The 16,747-nt window shown below is 49.0% G+C and carries 11 protein-coding genes; 4 read left to right on the top strand and 7 right to left on the bottom strand.

Features of this window, described 5'->3' with window-relative positions:
* Window positions 1-70: 70 nt before the first annotated feature.
* Window positions 71-2,500 (top strand): response regulator, encoded by a 2,430-nt coding sequence (locus ACJ2PR_RS12485; RefSeq protein ID WP_446877223.1) that lies wholly within the window; start codon window positions 71-73, stop codon window positions 2,498-2,500.
* A 140-nt stretch (window positions 2,501-2,640) separates the two neighbouring features.
* Window positions 2,641-4,254: an alpha/beta hydrolase gene (locus ACJ2PR_RS12480; RefSeq protein ID WP_446877222.1), complete on the top strand. Its 1,614-nt coding sequence runs from the start codon at window positions 2,641-2,643 to the stop codon at window positions 4,252-4,254.
* Between the two features lie 270 nt (window positions 4,255-4,524).
* Here the strand turns inward: ACJ2PR_RS12480 and ACJ2PR_RS12475 are convergent, their stop codons facing one another.
* Window positions 4,525-5,073, bottom strand: coding sequence for a Dps family protein (locus ACJ2PR_RS12475; RefSeq protein WP_446860265.1), 549 nt, complete (start codon window positions 5,071-5,073; stop codon window positions 4,525-4,527).
* Window positions 5,074-5,236: 163 nt separating this feature from the next.
* On the opposite strand from ACJ2PR_RS12475, the gene ACJ2PR_RS12470 reads away from it, so the two are divergent.
* Window positions 5,237-5,470 carry a hypothetical protein gene (locus ACJ2PR_RS12470; RefSeq protein ID WP_446877221.1) on the top strand — a complete coding sequence of 78 codons (234 nt, stop codon included), beginning with the start codon at window positions 5,237-5,239 and terminating at the stop codon, window positions 5,468-5,470.
* On the opposite strand, the gene ACJ2PR_RS12465 is transcribed toward ACJ2PR_RS12470, so the two are convergent.
* The 4 genes from ACJ2PR_RS12465 to ACJ2PR_RS12450 form a co-directional block, all read right to left on the bottom strand.
* The gene (locus ACJ2PR_RS12465) at window positions 5,467-6,123 is read right to left on the bottom strand and encodes a helix-turn-helix domain-containing protein (protein ID WP_446877220.1); all 657 of its coding nucleotides are present in this window, start codon (window positions 6,121-6,123) and stop codon (window positions 5,467-5,469) included. The two genes, ACJ2PR_RS12470 and ACJ2PR_RS12465, sit on opposite strands and share 4 nt — an antisense overlap.
* A gap of 146 nt (window positions 6,124-6,269) precedes the next feature.
* Window positions 6,270-6,758, bottom strand: coding sequence for a Dps family protein (locus ACJ2PR_RS12460; protein ID WP_446860262.1), 489 nt, complete (start codon window positions 6,756-6,758; stop codon window positions 6,270-6,272).
* A gap of 122 nt (window positions 6,759-6,880) precedes the next feature.
* Entirely contained in the window at window positions 6,881-7,144 is a 264-nt protein-coding gene (locus tag ACJ2PR_RS12455; protein WP_446877219.1) for a sulfiredoxin, read from the bottom strand.
* Window positions 7,145-7,404: 260 nt separating this feature from the next.
* Window positions 7,405-8,736, bottom strand: coding sequence for an FAD-dependent oxidoreductase (locus ACJ2PR_RS12450; RefSeq protein ID WP_446877218.1), 1,332 nt, complete (start codon window positions 8,734-8,736; stop codon window positions 7,405-7,407).
* A 311-nt stretch (window positions 8,737-9,047) separates the two neighbouring features.
* On the opposite strand from ACJ2PR_RS12450, the gene ACJ2PR_RS12445 reads away from it, so the two are divergent.
* The gene (locus ACJ2PR_RS12445) at window positions 9,048-10,442 is read left to right on the top strand and encodes a glycoside hydrolase 100 family protein (protein WP_446870838.1); all 1,395 of its coding nucleotides are present in this window, start codon (window positions 9,048-9,050) and stop codon (window positions 10,440-10,442) included.
* A gap of 241 nt (window positions 10,443-10,683) precedes the next feature.
* Here ACJ2PR_RS12445 and ACJ2PR_RS12440 read toward each other — a convergent pair whose 3' ends face one another.
* A complete protein-coding gene (locus ACJ2PR_RS12440) occupies window positions 10,684-14,865 on the bottom strand; it encodes a DEAD/DEAH box helicase (protein WP_446877217.1) in 4,182 nt (1,393 codons plus the stop codon).
* Window positions 14,866-15,106: 241 nt separating this feature from the next.
* Complete coding sequence (gene ahcY, locus ACJ2PR_RS12435) at window positions 15,107-16,384, bottom strand: adenosylhomocysteinase (protein WP_446870835.1); 1,278 nt, start codon at window positions 16,382-16,384, stop codon at window positions 15,107-15,109.
* Window positions 16,385-16,747: the final 363 nt, after the last annotated feature.

Genomic DNA, 16,747 nt, shown 5'->3' with positions numbered 1-16,747 from the left:
ACCTATAATAGGAGCGATCGTGAGAGCGATTGTCCGATTTGGCTGATCAAGCTGAAATTTTTTGAGATTCATGGCGCTACCTTCTCAACTAAAATCCCTGGGAATTCTCAATAAGCTTTCAGCCCTGCGGGGCATTGAGTACCTGATTTTGGATCAGCAGTTCTGTATTTTGGAACATTCTGCTGGCATTTCGCGATTCTCTAAGGTGCCTGTTCAGTCGGGTGAAGACGTGCGATCGAGCTTCCCTGAATTGCGTGGACTTGAAGATCAGCTTGGAGCCGTTTTACACCAGCAGAAACCTGATTTTGAACTCAAAAATATTCCTCGATCGACTCCCCGATCGGCTCCTGTTTATTTCAATCTGACGGTTTTAGAAAATCAAGCCGACGCAGGCTTTGAGAATCAGTTGATCCTTTTAGTCGAAGCGGTAGCCGAGCAGGAGGGAGCAGGGAGCGATCGTCAAACTCAATTACAACTGCAAGCCTCCGAAGCAGAACTTCGTGCCTTATTTGCGGCGATGACGGATGTCGTGATCGTGAGAGACTCTAACGGACTCTGTTTGAAAATCGCCCCCACCAACCTTAGCAACCTTTACAGACCAATCGATCAAATGGTTGGCGCAACGCTACACGAAACGCTGCCACAACTGCAAGCGGACATGATTTTGGCTTACATTCGTCAAGCTCTGGAGGCAAAGCAAACGATTTATGGCGAATACAATATTACCGTTAATCATCAAGAAGTCTATTTTGCTGCAAACTTCTCCCCCATCTCCGAAAATACCGTCATGTTGGTGGCGCGAAATATTACCGCTCGTAAGCAAGCAGAATTTGCTTTAAAGCATCTTTTAGAACAGGAAACCCAACAGCGTCAAGAACTCACCAACAAAAATATCGCTCTAGAAAAAGCAAAGCGAGAAGCCGAAGCCGCCAACCGGACTAAAAGCGAATTTTTGGCAATGATGAGTCACGAAATTCGCACGCCGATGAATGCTGTAATTGGCATGACAGAACTGCTGTTAGACAGTCATTTGACCCCACTACAGCGAGACTTTGTAGAGACGATACGCAACAGTGGTGACTCACTGCTGACCATCATTAACGACATTCTAGATTTCTCTAAAATTGAGTCCGGAAAACTAGCGCTAGAGCGGCGATCGTTCAATTTATTGACCTGTCTCGAAAGAGTTTTTGATCTGTTAGCGCCCAGAGCCGCCGAAAAAGGCTTGGAGATGTCTTATCAGATCGATCCCAACACCCCGGATACGATCGTCAGCGATGTGACACGAGTTCGGCAAATTCTTCTCAATCTGGTGGCGAATGCAATTAAGTTTACCAACGTGGGCGGGGTGACAGTTTCGGTGACGGTGCGGTCTGCTCCAGCAGATATCTCTTCGAGATCACTTGATCTGAAAACGGCGGATGTGCCCTGTTCTAATGTCATCTGTTTTGCGGTCAAAGATTCAGGAATTGGCATTGCCCCCGATCGCCTCGATCGCTTGTTTCAGCCCTTTAGCCAGGTCGATTCATCCATCACTCGCAACTATGGCGGTACGGGGTTGGGATTGGTCATCAGTCAGCGTTTGACGGAGATGATGGGCGGTGAGATTTGGGTCGAAAGTCAGGTCGGGAAGGGTTCGACGTTTTACTTCTCGATCGTGGTGCCTGCGGTCACATCAAGTTACCCACCAGCGAATGCAAAAGATTACCCTTCTAATCATCATCAAACTGCGTCAAATACAAAGCTGTCGGAACGCTACCCACTCAAAATTCTTATCGCTGAAGATCACGTCGTCAATCAAAAAATGGCACAGCTTTTACTTCAACATTTGGGATACTGCGCGGATATTGTTAACAACGGGTTAGAAGTGCTAGAGGCGCTCGATCGTCAGGCTTATGATTTGGTTTTGATGGATCTGCAAATGCCCGAAATGGATGGCTTGACCGCGACTCGTCAAATCTGTCAAAAAGCCAGCCGACCCAGAATCATTGCCATGACTGCCAACGCTATGCAGGGCGATCGCGAAGAATGCCTCGCCGCCGGAATGGATGACTACCTCAGTAAACCGATTCGATTAGACGCTTTGACGCGAGTGCTCAGTCAAACGCCAACGGTCGAAAGCACCCCACACCTGACAACGCTTTCTTTACCCGCTGCCCTCGATCCAGATGCATTCAGCCTCCTGTGCAACCTGTTTGAGGGCAGCGGCCCCGCTCTGATTGATATTTTTGAGTGCTACCTGAGCGAGGCTCCTCAGCTTGTTTTGACGATCAAACAGTCCCATGTCCAAGCTGATCCGATTTCCCTGGTTCGGGCTGCCCACAGCCTAAAATCAAGCAGTGCCTACCTGGGTGCCAATACGCTTTCTCAACTTTGTGCAGATTTGGAAGCGATCGGTAAAACCAAAACGTTTGAGGCAGCAGAGACTTTAATTGTCCAGCTTGAGAGTGAATACGATCGCGTCAAAATTGCCTTAAAGCGAGCGCTTGAGAAGATTTAGGGAACCGAGCTAACGCTCCTCTAGTCAGCTTCTTGAGGATGCTACCTTGATAAGCTAATTTGTTTGCGGTCTGGTAGGCAGAGAATTTGTGAGCATCCTACAATCAATGGGTTGACCTGAATGACTGGCACGGGGCGATAATGGTGAAGCGAAGCGTACGATCGACAAAGACAATTGTGGGAGGGGCGGCGATCGCGTTCCTTTCGATGGCGACACCAGGGTTGGCGGCTGAGAAGCTCAATTTGCGGCTGGGGCCGTTTGAGCAGTCGGTTCGGGTGACTGATTTAGAGAAATTTGCCCAAACGGGAGAGGTTCCTTCAGCGTTGCAGCTTTATTCGCCCGTGTTGACTCCCGAATTGCGAAAAGCGTTGACGAGCCGATTGCAGCTAGACCCCAATTTGGGCAGTCAGGTCGTTGAGGAAATTCTGAAGTCTCCGTCTGGCAAGCGATTGTTAGAAACCTTGCAGCAAGCCTCTCCAGGGCTGACGATCGAGCAGCTTCAAGCCGGATTTTGGCTCGCCGCCAGACAAGCGAATGGACTGGATGCCATCAGTGTGTTGAAGTCAATTCCGCAAGAGACGGTGACGATCGATGTCACGCAAGCGATCGGGGTGGCTTCTCAAGTCAACTTTTCTCTCTGGAAGAGTCAAGCCATTAGTTCGCGATTAGAACGAGATTTGACGCAAAAAGGGGCTGAGTTTCGTCCCACATTTGACCCCTCGGTTCCGGGTGCGGCAACGGTGCAAAAACAAACGTTCACTTTTAGCGATCAAGCCAGAAATCGCACAATTCCAGTTGATATTTATTCGAGTCAAACGGCTCAAGGGCCACTGGTTGTCATCGCTCCCGGATTTGAAGCAAACCGGAGTTTTTTGGGATATCTAGCGCGTCATTTAGCGTCCCACGGCTTAACGGTGGCGGCTCTTGAGCATCCTTCTCTCGCCAATCGGGGCATTCCTATTTCTCTCAAATTAGATCAGCTTGTACCTGCAAGTGAGTTTGTCGATCGCCCCAAAGATATTAGTTTTGTTTTGGACGAACTGACGCAACTCAATCAACAATCTGGCACTCTGCAAGGCAAGCTAAATACTCAGCAGGTGTCGGTGATTGGGCATTCTCTCGGCGGCTATGAAGCCCTGGCCCTCGCCGGAGCAGAACTCAATTTGGATGATCTACGCAACTTTTGTCAAAGCGGGAATTTGCTTCAGAGAGTGCCAGCAGATTGGCTCCAGTGTGCGGCATCAGGTTTGCCCAACCGTCAAGTGAATTTACGCGATCGCCGAGTCGTGCAAGCGGTCGCCCTTAATCCTGCGATCGGTCAAATTTTTGGCAAGTCAGGCTTAACTAAAATCGCTACTCCCACTCTAATTTTGACCAGCACAGAAGACACCTTAGCGCCGACCTTTAGCCAACAGCTTCAACCCTTTTCTCAATTGCCCAAACCTAAATATTTGGTGACAGCGATCGGCACGACTCATCTCAGTGTCAGCGATCCGGACAACTTTAGTGGGGCGATCGGTGAAGGAACCTTGGTCAAAGAGCGCAGAGGACAAGAAGTTGCTCCATTGCGTCAGTTTCTTCAGGGTGTGAGTTTGGCATTTATCAAACAGCAAACACCAGAGGCCAAAACATATGAAACGTTTCTCACCTCTGGCTATGCTCAATCCATTTCTACGCCTGGTTTACCATTGCGACTGAATACAGAAATCCCTGCCAGTCTGTCGCGCTGGTTAAAGTTAGCGTCTATTTTCTAATCAGCTTTTTAAGGAAGCGATCGCTGTCTAATAGACGTAAATTCGATCATTAGACACGTTGATTAGCACAGTTCAATGAACTCCTTCACTTCAGGTTTGAGAGCATTCCCTAAACCTCCCACAATCACTCCCACAACCACTTCCACAACCACTTCCACAATCAAAGGACTTAAATCAAAGTAAATCGAAGTTCTACAAGTCCCCCAAATTGGGGGGTTGGGGGGCGAAGATCTCAACAACGAAGCAATAACTCAATCAAATCTACTTGTCTTAGCTTGCGCCAACTCCAGCAGGAAACTTGATCTCGGCAGGAGCCTGTTGACCATCGGGCTTGATAGCCTTACCTTCGACAAAAGAGCGTAGCATCCAGGCCATTTCTTCGTGTCCTTCCATCAATCCGGTGAGGAAGTCAGCCGTTCCTTCATCGTGGAATTCTTCGGAGCATTGGTCAATGTGTTCGCGCAGGTTGCGAATAATTTCTTCGTGATCCTCCACCAGGTTTGTCACCATACCATCCGAGGGAGGCACATCACCTGTGTGTTCTTTGATTGTGGAATACTGCAAAAACCCTTCTGCTGTGCCGACAGGGAAGTTGCCCAGAGTGCGAATCCGTTCTGCGATCGAGTCAATGTTTTCACTCAAAATCTGATATTGCTCGTCCCACAATTGATGCAGTGAACGAAACTCAGGGCCGGTGACATCCCAGTGATATTTTTTGGTTTTGATCACCAACAGATAGGTGTTTGACAGGTCACGGTTCAAGAGTTCACAGACACCCTGACGCTGTTCATCCGTTAATCCAATATTTAACTTACGCATTTGAATCGCTCTCCAGCATTGCTGTACTTTGACTATTGCAACAAATCGCAACCAATCTGAGCATCAGTCATAAGGAGGAAGGGCAAGGTGAACGCGATCGATTCCCCGCCTCAAAAGGTAGATTTTCTTCTTACACTGAAATGGCACGGTTCAGGAATTTGCGATGTCAGAACGTTTGGATCGACTTGAAGCCATGATGGAAAGTCAGTTTGCCCTCAATGCTGAACTGAGAACAGCGATCGAAGTTCTCAACAATACTGCACAAAGTCAACGACAAGAAAGCGTCGAACTGCGAAAAACAGCCGAAGCCCTTTTACAAATCGTTCAGCGACATCAGCGAGACATTGAGTTTCTGACAACTGATCGTCAACATCGCAGCGATCGACCTGGCGCTTAAACAGGACTCACCTTAGCCCGATAGAGTAAGCGATCGCCCTGACGATATCCCGCATAGCGCACTCTGACCAATGCTCCGATTTCTGCGGTGCCGTCCATCAGTTGGTGTTCTTGAGGATTGTAGGGAATCTCAACAGCCACGGAAGCGATCGCTTCAATTTCCCAGTCTGCCAACAGTCGCTCAACAGGACGCATTAAGGGAAGCAATTTTACAGCAGCTAGTTGCGAATTTTGTTGTGCTGCATAGCTGGCCGCCGACCATTGTAAAATCCACGGCTCTAGCGTTTGTAAACTCATTTGCTGAAATTCTTGCCACAGTTCTTGACGCTGTTGGGTTAAGCGTTCTTGAAGGCGTTGGTATTCCTGTTGATAGTCTTGTTGGGTGGATGAAGCGTTATCTTCGACAGACAGTGTGTGAGAAAGTGTATCTTGGGCGAAGGCTGCGAGAAAGTTAGAGAGTGTAATTCCCAAAGTTTCTGCTAGTTTTTGTAACATCTCGACCCGCATCTGTCCGATTTCACCTCGTCGCAAACGCATCACTTGCTTTTCAGAAACACCCGACTTTTGAGACAGTTGTTTAAACGTAGAAATCCCCCCCAACTGCATGAAGTGCTGCAACTGAGGGGTAAAGTTTGGCTGACTTGATTGAGTCATCGCGTTACGAGAAGACAACAACCTAACTCATAACCCAAAACGGGATCGCAAGTTCAGCATGAATTTAGAACAACGAATGCGGAACGACTAGAATTTCTTCATCTCTCATCCCTCCTCCCTCATCGCGAAGCGGAACAAAGTTCTCCCTACTCCAACAAACTTCTCAACATCCAAGCCGTTTTCTCGTGGGTTTGCAGACGTTGGGTGAGCAGATCGGCCGTGGGTTCGTCGCTGGCAGATTCGGCAATGGGGAAGACCGATCGCGCCGTCCGAGCCACCGCTTCTTGTCCTTGCACCAGGAGACGAATCATCTCTTCGGCTTTGGGGACACCAGGGGTTTCTTCGATCGAGCTAAGTTTCACATATTCGCTATAGGTGCCAGGAGCCGGAAAGCCCAGCGAGCGAATGCGTTCAGCAATTAAGTCAACGGCCAGCGCCAACTCGGTATACTGCGTCTCAAACATCAGATGGAGCGTGTTAAACATCGGGCCGGTGACGTTCCAATGGAAGTTGTGAGTTTTGAGATACAGCGTGTACGTGTCAGCCAGCAGCCGAGAAAGCCCTTCGGCGATCGCTTTGCGCTGAGATTCTTCGATACCGATGTCGATGACTGGATTGGTCGTTTGAGTTGCCATAGTTTTCTCCTGAATGGTCTTCCAAATAATTGTGAAAAGAGAGCGGCAGGCTTAAGTGATTTAACTGCCTTTAAGAAAATAGCCGAAAGCGTCAGATTCTCAAAGTTTCTAAGCAAATCGCCTCACGCTAAATGTCTTTGCAACACAGATCGCGGCGCACGTCTGACCCGGCAGAGAATCGTTTCGTGCCTCAGACGACTACAGGCTTCGTAGCGGTGACAGCCAGAAAAGCCATAAAACTGGCCGTCTACTTCTAACACATCGATCGGTTCTTGTAAGCCAATCTGGGCGATCGACTCCATCAAGGCCGCCACTTTAGTCTGATCGTTTTGCCGAAACAAAGGGCGACGAATTGCTTGAATGGGGATTTCTTGTACCCTAACCATACGCTACTCTTTTGGGTGACTTCTAAATCATACTCGTTATGACTACGGCTTGACAACTTATTTTGCTAGATTCGGTGTGAATGCGCTCAAATTCCTCACTTCGGTTGCGAATTCGGGAAGCCCCCTAAATCCCCCACAGGTGAGGGACTTTGAGCTAGATGTAAACGAGTCCTCTTATCCGAAAGTCCCCCAGAATGGGTAGTTGGGGGGCAGAAGATCCAAACAACGCAGCGAAAAAACTTAATCGACCTCACCGAACTTTAAGTGATGCCAACTTCAGACTCAAACCACGATCGCTCAAATCGACATCCTAAATGCTGTTGGATTCTCAGCAAATCTTGTTTGGCGCTGTTGAGGCAGTTGGTAGCGCCTGGAGAAGGCGTAATGTTAAATCGAATGCCGTTTCCAGGGTCGATTTCTGCCTGACCGAGAATCAGTTTTTGCTGCGTTTTGTCGATGATCTGAGGACGAATTCCCCCCACGCCATGCGCGAATTGTAGATTACTCAACTGTAACGAGGGCACAATTTTTCGAGCATCTTGTAGAAATAGGCGACGCTCAACCAGCGGCACTTCAAACGCCATATTCTTGAAAATGTAGTTACGAATGTCAGGCACTTTTAACAAATCCCACAAAACGCTAACCACTTTTCCATCGAGACGCAGCACTTCCAAATATTCGCCCAACGTCCGCAGGTGATAGCGTTCCAGTAAAGGCAGCGGCAGGGCGGTGGGGCCAAATCGCGTCTTACCGGGCACCGTCACATCAGGGTCGCCATGAATCGCCGCAAAAGGCAGCTTATCGTTTTGCACCGTGTAAACCTTGCCGTTGAGAACCTGGGGCGTAAAGTAAAAATTGCCCGCGATCGGCAGACAAGAATACTCCAATCCGATTCCCATGCGGTGAGCAAACAGTAGGCTGTGTCCCCCCGCCGAGACGACTACAAACCGCGCCATCAAGGTGTCCTCAGCCGTCGTGATCCGGTAGTTTTCGCCGACTGGCTCGATCGCTTGCACTTGAGTTCTGAGTCTCAGGTCGATCGTTTTGTCGGTCGTTTGCGCCTGATCGACAAAGGATTGGGCCAGGGTACCGTAGTTGATGGCGGTGTATTCATTAAGTAGGGCGATCGCGGCTAGAGATTCGGGGCGATCGTGCCCATTGAGATTGACGACATTGGGTTCGACCTCAGCGATTTGAGCTTTCTCTAAAAACTGCATTCCGCTAAAGTGAGGCTGAAATTCTGTATAGCGATGGTGCAAAAGCTCACATTCTAAATCGCCAATTCCCAACACCATTTTAGGAAACTTGTAGATCACCTGGTCTCGAACAGCAGGCGGCAACTGCTCCCCATAGCGCACCAGCATTCGAGCGGCCCGTCTGACTTTTAGCGCTTTTTCTAGCGTGTAGTTAGTCTCAATGTCGCCACAGTGAATCGTCTGACTATTGTTGGTTGCTTTAGAATTGACGGCTGCGATCGTCGGATACTTCTCCAACAGTGCGACTCGTTTTAAGTCAGTAAACTTTGACAGCGCATACAGGAGGGCCGTTCCTGTTACCCCACCTCCAATGATCACAACGTCATATTCCGCCATGCTATCCCCTTGAGCGATCGTGCTTATTTTCTCTATTGTGTCGTAAGTGGCTCTCGATCGGGAAGGTACAAATTTAGTTAAGATTCCACTGAGTGATTTGGAACGGTTCTAGTTTGTGTTGGTTAGAGGTTCAGCTTGGTGTTTCTCTAATAAATGGTTAAGTAAATGGTTAAGTTTGAAATTAGCATTGACGTTAGCGTTCTAGTTTGACTGTGAATGACTATGAATTGTTCATGAATTGCAGATGAAACTGGGGCGATTGATTTAGGATGAACGAGGTTTAATTTTAATCTATTAGAGAGGCGCGAGGATTGGGCAATTTATCCATCGAAGAGCAAGCATGGCAAGCACTTGAAGAATCCATTGTCTATTATCAAGGACAACCCGTGGGCACGATCGCCGCCCTTGATCCAGAGATTGCGGCATTGAATTATGACCAGTGTTTTATTCGAGATTTTATTTCTTCGGCACTGTTGTTTTTGATGCAGGGCAGACCTGAGATTGTCCGCAATTTTTTAGAAGTTACGCTCAAATTACAGCCCAAAACAGGACAGCTAGACTGCTCAAAACCCAGTCGTGGCTTGATGCCTGCTAGTTTCAAAATTGCGTCATTTAACGGGCAAGAATATATCAAAGCAGACTTTGGCGATCATGCGATCGGTCGAGTGGCTCCCGCGGATGCCTGTTTGTGGTGGGTGATTTTGCTGCGCGCTTATGTGATTGCGACTCAAGACACTGAGCTAGTTGAGCGAGAAGATTTTCAAGAAGGCATTCGTCTAGTTTTAGAACTGTGTTTGGTGACGCGATTTGATATGTATCCGATGGTGCTGGTTCCCGATGCGGCTAGTATGATCGATCGTCGTATGGGCCTATATGGACATCCGCTCGATATTCAATCGCTGTTTTATGGTGCGCTCAAAGCGAGTTTGGAGTTGCTGACTCCCAATCAGACAAACCAGTTTATGATTCGAGCCGTCAAAAACCGTCTTGATCCGTTGCTCAAACAACTACGAGAACACTATTGGCTAGATCCAGAGCGGCTAAATGTGATCTATCGCTTTCAAGTCGAAGAATATGGCGAAGAAGCGCTGAATCAATTCAACATTTATTCTGACTCGATTCCGTTTTATCGGTTGGCTAACTGGCTGCCCGAAGCGGGGGGCTTTTTGGCAGGTAATTTGGGCCCGTCTCAGCTTGATTGCCGCTTCTTTTCGTTGGGAAATTTGATGGCGGTTATCCTGTCACTAACGACTGAACAACAATCGCACAAAATTCTCAACTTGATCGAGCTACGCTGGAGCGATCTGGTGGGTCAGATGCCGATGAAGCTCTGTTATCCCGCCCTCGAAAACTCGGATTGGCAGACCGTCACGGGGGCTGATCCCAAGAATCGTCCCTGGTCATATCACAATGGCGGAAGCTGGCCCGTTCTTTTGTGGATGTTGACAGCGGCGGCCAAAAAAATGGGTCGAGGCGAATTGGCTCACCATGCGATCGCCGTTGCAGAACGTCGGCTCGTCCAAGACCAATGGGCTGAATATTACGATGGCCCAGACGGTCGGCTCATCGGCAAAGAAGCGCGAAAATTTCAGACCTGGACGATCGCGGGTTACTTGTTAGCCAAGGAGTTGATCAAAAATCCCGATCACTTAAAGTTAGTGACCTTCTGGGAAGGGATGAGGGATGAAAGAAGGGATGAGGGATGAGGGATGAGGGATGAAGGGTAAAGATGCCAGAGTTAATAACGTTTGCTTGATTGAGTTTTTTGGCTTCGTTGTTTGGGGCTTCTGCCTCCCAAGCTGCCAGTTTTGGGGGACTTTAAGACAAGATTTGTAGTTCAAAATCTCTGGCTTATGGAGGATTTATAGGCGTTTCAAAATCTACAATTGCGGCATTTCACCACACGTCAATTCTGAGCCGTAAACGATTCATCCTTTATTCCTTCTTTTATCCCTCACTAATTAACCGCAATAGTTCATCTGTGGAGACTTTGCCGCTCATCTCTGTTCCTTCTAATAAACTGTCGGCCAGGTCGCGCTTGTGGTGGTGGAGATTGACGATTTTCTCCTCGATCGTACCCTCCGCCACGAGTCGATAAATGGTGACAGGGCGGTGCTGACCGATGCGATGGGCGCGATCGGAGGCTTGATCTTCTACAGCAGGATTCCACCACGGATCCATGTGAATTACATAGTCGGCGGCGGTGAGATTGAGTCCAGTTCCTCCAGCTTTGAGGCTGATTAAAAACACATCGCCATTGCCAGATTGAAAGGCATCGACTCGTTTTTTGCGATCGCCCGCCGGGGTACTGCCATCCAGATATTGATAGCGAATATTTTGGCGATCGAGATAGTCGCGAATCAGATGCAAATGATCAACAAACTGACTGAATACCAGCGCTTTGTGGCGGTTGTCTAATAGCTCTGCGAGGACTTCTCCAAACAGTTGTAGTTTGGCACTGGGCAACGTCATATCAGAACTGACTAGCTGTGTATTACAACAGGCGCGACGTAGCTTCATGATTTCTGCTAACACTTGCAGATGTTTTTGTCCCGCGGCCGCATCGCTGTTTGACAGTTTAGAAATGGCTTCTCGGCGCAGCGCTTCATAAAATGCCATTTCCTCAGAACTTAGCTCGACGTTTAGCACGATTTCCGTTCGAGACGGGAGTTCCTCTAGCACCTGATTTTTGGTACGGCGCAAGAGAAAGGGTTGAATCAGTTTTTTGAGTTGGTTGCGGGCTTGTTTGTCGCCATATTTCTCAATCGGTGTAGCAAATCGTTGATTAAAACTTTCTAACGAACCAAGCAAACCGGGATTGATAAAGCGAAAGAGATTCCACAGTTCGCCAAGATGATTTTCGATCGGCGTTCCCGTCGTCAATAGTTTGAATCCGCCCTGCAAATTCATCGCGGCTTGCGATCGCTTGGTTGCAAAATTCTTGATCGATTGGGCTTCGTCTAAGACGATCGTTTGCCAGGAAACTTTAGCCAATTTTTCCGCCAGTTCTTCTTGTTGCAACAAGCCATAGCTGCACACCAACACGTCAAACGGCTGCAAATCATCTAATACTTTTTGGCGATCGCCGCTCCCAAATTGAATCATATTCAGCGTCGGTGCAAATCGTTGGGCCTCGCTCATCCAATTCATACAAACCGAGGTAGGCGCGACAATCAGCGTGGCACCCTGGGGCGCACGAGTCAAAATCACCGCCAGCGATTGCAGGGTTTTGCCCAATCCCATATCGTCTGCGAGACAGGCACCGACCCCCCAATGAGCCAGCCGCGCCATCCAGCGAAAGCCGTCGATCTGATAGTCGCGTAGGTCAGCCTGCAAAGTGGAAGGTAATTCTGGTTCCAGGGTTTGCACTTCTTTGAGACGTTGAATGTGAGCTTTCCAGTGTTGATCGACTTTGAGATCGCCCACTTCGTCAATCCAGTCTTCGATCGCCAAAGCCGCCAGAGGATGAATTCGTAGCCCTTTTCCCTGTTTGTCCCCATAGGTTCGCAGATCATCCAACCGTTTGCGAAACTCTTGCGTCAGGGCGACAAATTCACCATTACCAAGCGGAATAAATCGACTCGAACTTTGTCCCACCAATTCCATCAAGCGTTGCATATCGAGAACACGATCGTCATCCAGCCTCACTTCACCTGTGGTATCAAACCAATCATTTTGACGTTGAATTTTTAGTTTAAAGTCATTCAGTCCAGCATGATGACTGACGCGCAGTTTTTCACCTTGAGGCCATTCTAAAATGACGCGATCGGCTATATTTTGCAGTTCTAAAAGTAACTCTAAACAATCTTCTGGATCTTCAATGAGCCATTCTCCATCGAATTCTTCATAGTGAGACAAAGTGGAACAAGCCTCGATCGCACTCTGGGCCAATTGCTTTTCTTCGCGCAGATTTCGTGTGGTTTGGAGCCGTTTACCTTCGATCTCTGCCAGAACGATCGCCCCACCCGCCCCCGGACGATAATAAGAGCCACCTTGAGCAAACGGACGCACCAACACCGCCACTTTTAGCCCCGTCCCCGCAGGCAACAGGTGAATGTGAGGTTTGGGATCAGAGGGCACTTCTTCGGCAACGACACCGCCCCCAATGTCAGAATGCACCGTCACAATGCTAGAGACCGCCTGAATCGCAGCCAGTACCCGTTCTTTGGCGGCTGTGGGCACTTGTAAGTGATTTTCCTTACCCAAGATTTCCGCAATTCGTCGATGTTCGGCGGTGATTTCGATGACCTTCAGACGAGTCGGAGTTTCCTTGATGGCGAGAATCTTTTTGTCTCCCTTGAGGTCGGGTGAAAACTGTAGCGTTAACTGATCCCCTTTGCCTTTTTTGACCAGGAGTTCGGGTTCTCCTTTGACGACTTCAATTTTCGTCGCTGGCGTTGCGTCCCAAAAAACGAGTGGATGACCGATGAGAGAAACGATCGCTCGTTCGCCAAAGGCATAATCGATCTGACCGTAGTAACCATAGTTGTAGGCTTTGAGGTGAGAGCAGACCTGAACATCCTGCTGCGTCAAATAGCTAAAACTATTGGGATTGGTCAACCGTTTGAGGGCGATATTGCGACCCTTGCCCCATTCTCCTTTGGCGTTGAGGGCTTGCTCACGTGGTTGGAGCAGACAGCCCGACGTTGAGTAGGTGACAAACCAGGCGAGACGTTGATGAGTTTCAGATTTGGCGGCAGGCTGGGGGTCTTTGTGCAGATTGGTCAAGGCAGTCAGGCAGAGTTCCCACGGCTCCTGATGTTGAATCAAACCAGCCAAAGGAACAATGCCATTTTCTTGACGCACTTTACCTAATGGACTGCGAGGTTTGAGCCGCAACAAAATTTCGCCCGTTTCCAGCATGAGCCAGCGATATTCAGCGGATTCAGCTTTGCGATAAAACGGCTCCAGCAGCTTAGGCAGATGAGTTTTGGCATAGTTGGCATCCACCCACAAAACGCACAGCGCCAGAAACAGAATCTCTAAACTGTGGCTGTTTGAGTCGGGAGCCAGGCTAATTACAAACTCTTTTTGCGAGAGATCGCCCTGCTGAAATTGAGCGACTTTTTCTAGCGCCACATAGATCGTACTGAGCCAGTGTTTTGCTTGTCGTCCCAGCCCTGCGTAGATTTCGGCTCGTTTGAGACTATCGCCCGATCCCTTTCTGAGCAAGGCTAATACAAAAAACAGTCCACCGACTGAGTGAAGGTAAGCTTTCTTTTTGCCGTGGCCTTTCTGGAGAGCGGTGAGGGCGATCGTATACTCTCCAATTGCCGCGTCATCTTCTCCCCGCAAAAAATGTAGCCATCCTCTCAGAGCGGCGGTGCGGGTGCGGTAAGGCTCAGAGAAGCGATCGCAGATTTCCTGAGCTTGTGACAACTGACCCCGCAGGAGCAACTGTTCGGTAAGCAGAATGCGCTGCATGTCGGCACTCGACGCTTTCTCACACTCCGATCGCAGCAGCGAAAAGGCTTCAGGTGCAGGAGTCAAATTTAGAAGCGAATCGTTGAGAATACAAATCAGGGCCGTTTCATACAATTCCTGGGGCAATGTGCAAAACCAATCGGCATCAAAGGGATTGTTGCAAACCCGCGTTAGAATGTCGCCAATTGAAACTTTGTTGAGATGGTAGCTATATCTTTCGTAATCTTCTAACTGTTGCTCGATGTGTTTAACATCTTTGCGATAGAGTCCAATCCGAACTTCGCGAATCAGTTGTTGTTCATTCTTAAAGTTACGTGGCCCCTGGTCTTTCCAGCGTTGAGGAATGGGTAAAAATCGCTCGATCGCACTCACAAACGTCTCAAACCGTCCCGCCTTTAGAGCATCACGAGTGGCAACTTCCACCAATAGCGGATTGCACTGAGGCCCCTGTCCGCCCTGCTGAATAATTAATTGAGATTCGAGTAAGCGATCGAGATAAACCTTCAACGTCGAACTAACAAACGCCTTGTCTCGTGCATCTCGTGTCCCGGTGTGGTTGACGCAGTTTAGAAATGCAGTTCGACTGACTGGCTCATAGATGACTGAAAGCAACTGAACGATCGCTCGATCGGGAGCCGCCAAGTTTTGATAGTTCTCAATTAGCTGCTGACGAAGCTCTGTTAGATTGGGTTGAGAGTCAGTCATAGCACTTGATGGAGACAAGAGTTGATAACACTAAAAATAATGTTCTCAAGATCTAATTCTAACCATTTAGAAAATCTCCCCGAACACCATTTGGATTAGTGTACCAGACGCTTAATTTTGAGGAGTTGCAAATCTAGGAGAACACTCACCCAAAATGACAGAAAAGGACAGGGAAACTGAATCCCCCATCCTTTTCAATTCAGACTTTTTGATCTAGAACCTTACCGATTCAGGCTAACGATCAGGTGCCCGAAGTCCAGGAGTTGATGTACTCGGTTTGTGCAGCGCTGAGGGTATCGATCGAGAAGCCCATTGCCTGCAATTTCAAGCGAGCGATCTCTTGATCCAACTCTTGAGGAATCGAGTAAACGCCAGGGGTCAGCTTGCCCTTGTTTTTGACGAGATATTCAGCCGCCATCGCCTGGTTTGCAAAACTCATATCCATCACCGCACTGGGATGCCCTTCAGCCGCCGCCAGGTTAACCAGACGACCTTCGCCCAAAACGACGATCGACTTGCCACCCTTGAGCTTGTACTCTTCGGTGAAGTTGCGAACGGTTTGCACATCAGTGGTGCGTTCTTTCAGGGCTTCGAGATCGATTTCAATGTCAAAGTGACCAGAGTTGGAAACGATCGCGCCATCTTTCATTACGTCGAAGTGTTCGCCCCGGATCACATGCTTGTTGCCCGTCACGGTAATGAAGATGTCGCCCTTCGCTGCCGCATCCGCCATCGGCATCACCTGAAAACCATCCATCACAGCCTCGATCGCCGCTACAGGGTTGATCTCTGTCACGATTACGTTGGCACCCATGCCTCGCGCCCGCATTGCCGTGCCTTTGCCACACCAGCCATAACCCGCGACGACGATCGTTTTGCCCGCCAAGAGAATGTTGGTCGCCCGAATGATCCCATCCAACGTGGATTGGCCTGTGCCGTAGCGATTGTCAAAGAAATGCTTGGTTTCCGCATCGTTGACGTTCATCGCCGGGAAGGTCAGTACGCCATCGCGGAGCATCGCCTGCAACCGCACAATTCCTGTCGTGGTTTCTTCGGTCGTGCCGATCAGGTCAGCGAGTTGGTGTTTGCGGTGTTGCACCAGGCTGGCTACGACATCACAGCCGTCGTCAATGATGATGTTGGGACGGTGATCCAACGCAATCTGAACATGACGATGATAGGTTTCTGCATCTTCACCTCTAAAGGCAAAGACAGGAATTTCGTAGTCTGCGACCAGACTGGCTGCCGTATCGTCTTGGGTCGAGAGTGGATTGCTGGCAATGAGAATTGCATCTGCACCACCCGCTTTGAGGGCGATCGCCAGATTTGCGGTTTCGGTCGTGATGTGGCAGCAAGCAGTAATTTTGACTCCAGCAAACGGCTGCTCTTGGGCAAAGCGATCGCGAATCTGTTTGAGGACAGGCATTTCCCGCCCAGCCCATTCAATCCGCTGTTTACCAAGAGGCGCAAGCGAGATGTCTTTGATTTCGTACTTCGCCCGGACGGGAGTTGCAGTCATGAAGTTGTTTCCTCAGAAAAGTCAAATGTGGGTGTGAGGGATTCGTTCCCCTCTTAAAAAGTTAGCCTGCAATCTTCAGAGTGATCTACTCCAGAGTCAGCCACCTTTATTTCTCAGGGTGAATCTAACACAGGTGAGATCGCTTTGAGTGCCCCGCAGGCGATCGTCTTAAATCAGCCGCAAGCGATCGCGATGCCAGTCACCATGCATTAGACCAGGCGGACAAGAGTCTGCTAAAGCGTGAGTTTGCGTATACGGAGACTATCCCTGAAGAGGCTATGAACCCCGATTTATCCTTCATCAGGTTCCATAAGTAAGTCAAGTCCAGACCAGAAGCTTGTTCTGCGCTTAATGAGCATGGCA

The organism is Phormidesmis sp. 146-33, assembly GCF_052939515.1.
Note: the sequence above shows the minus strand (reverse complement) of the source record. Positions and strands in the feature narration are given on the sequence as shown.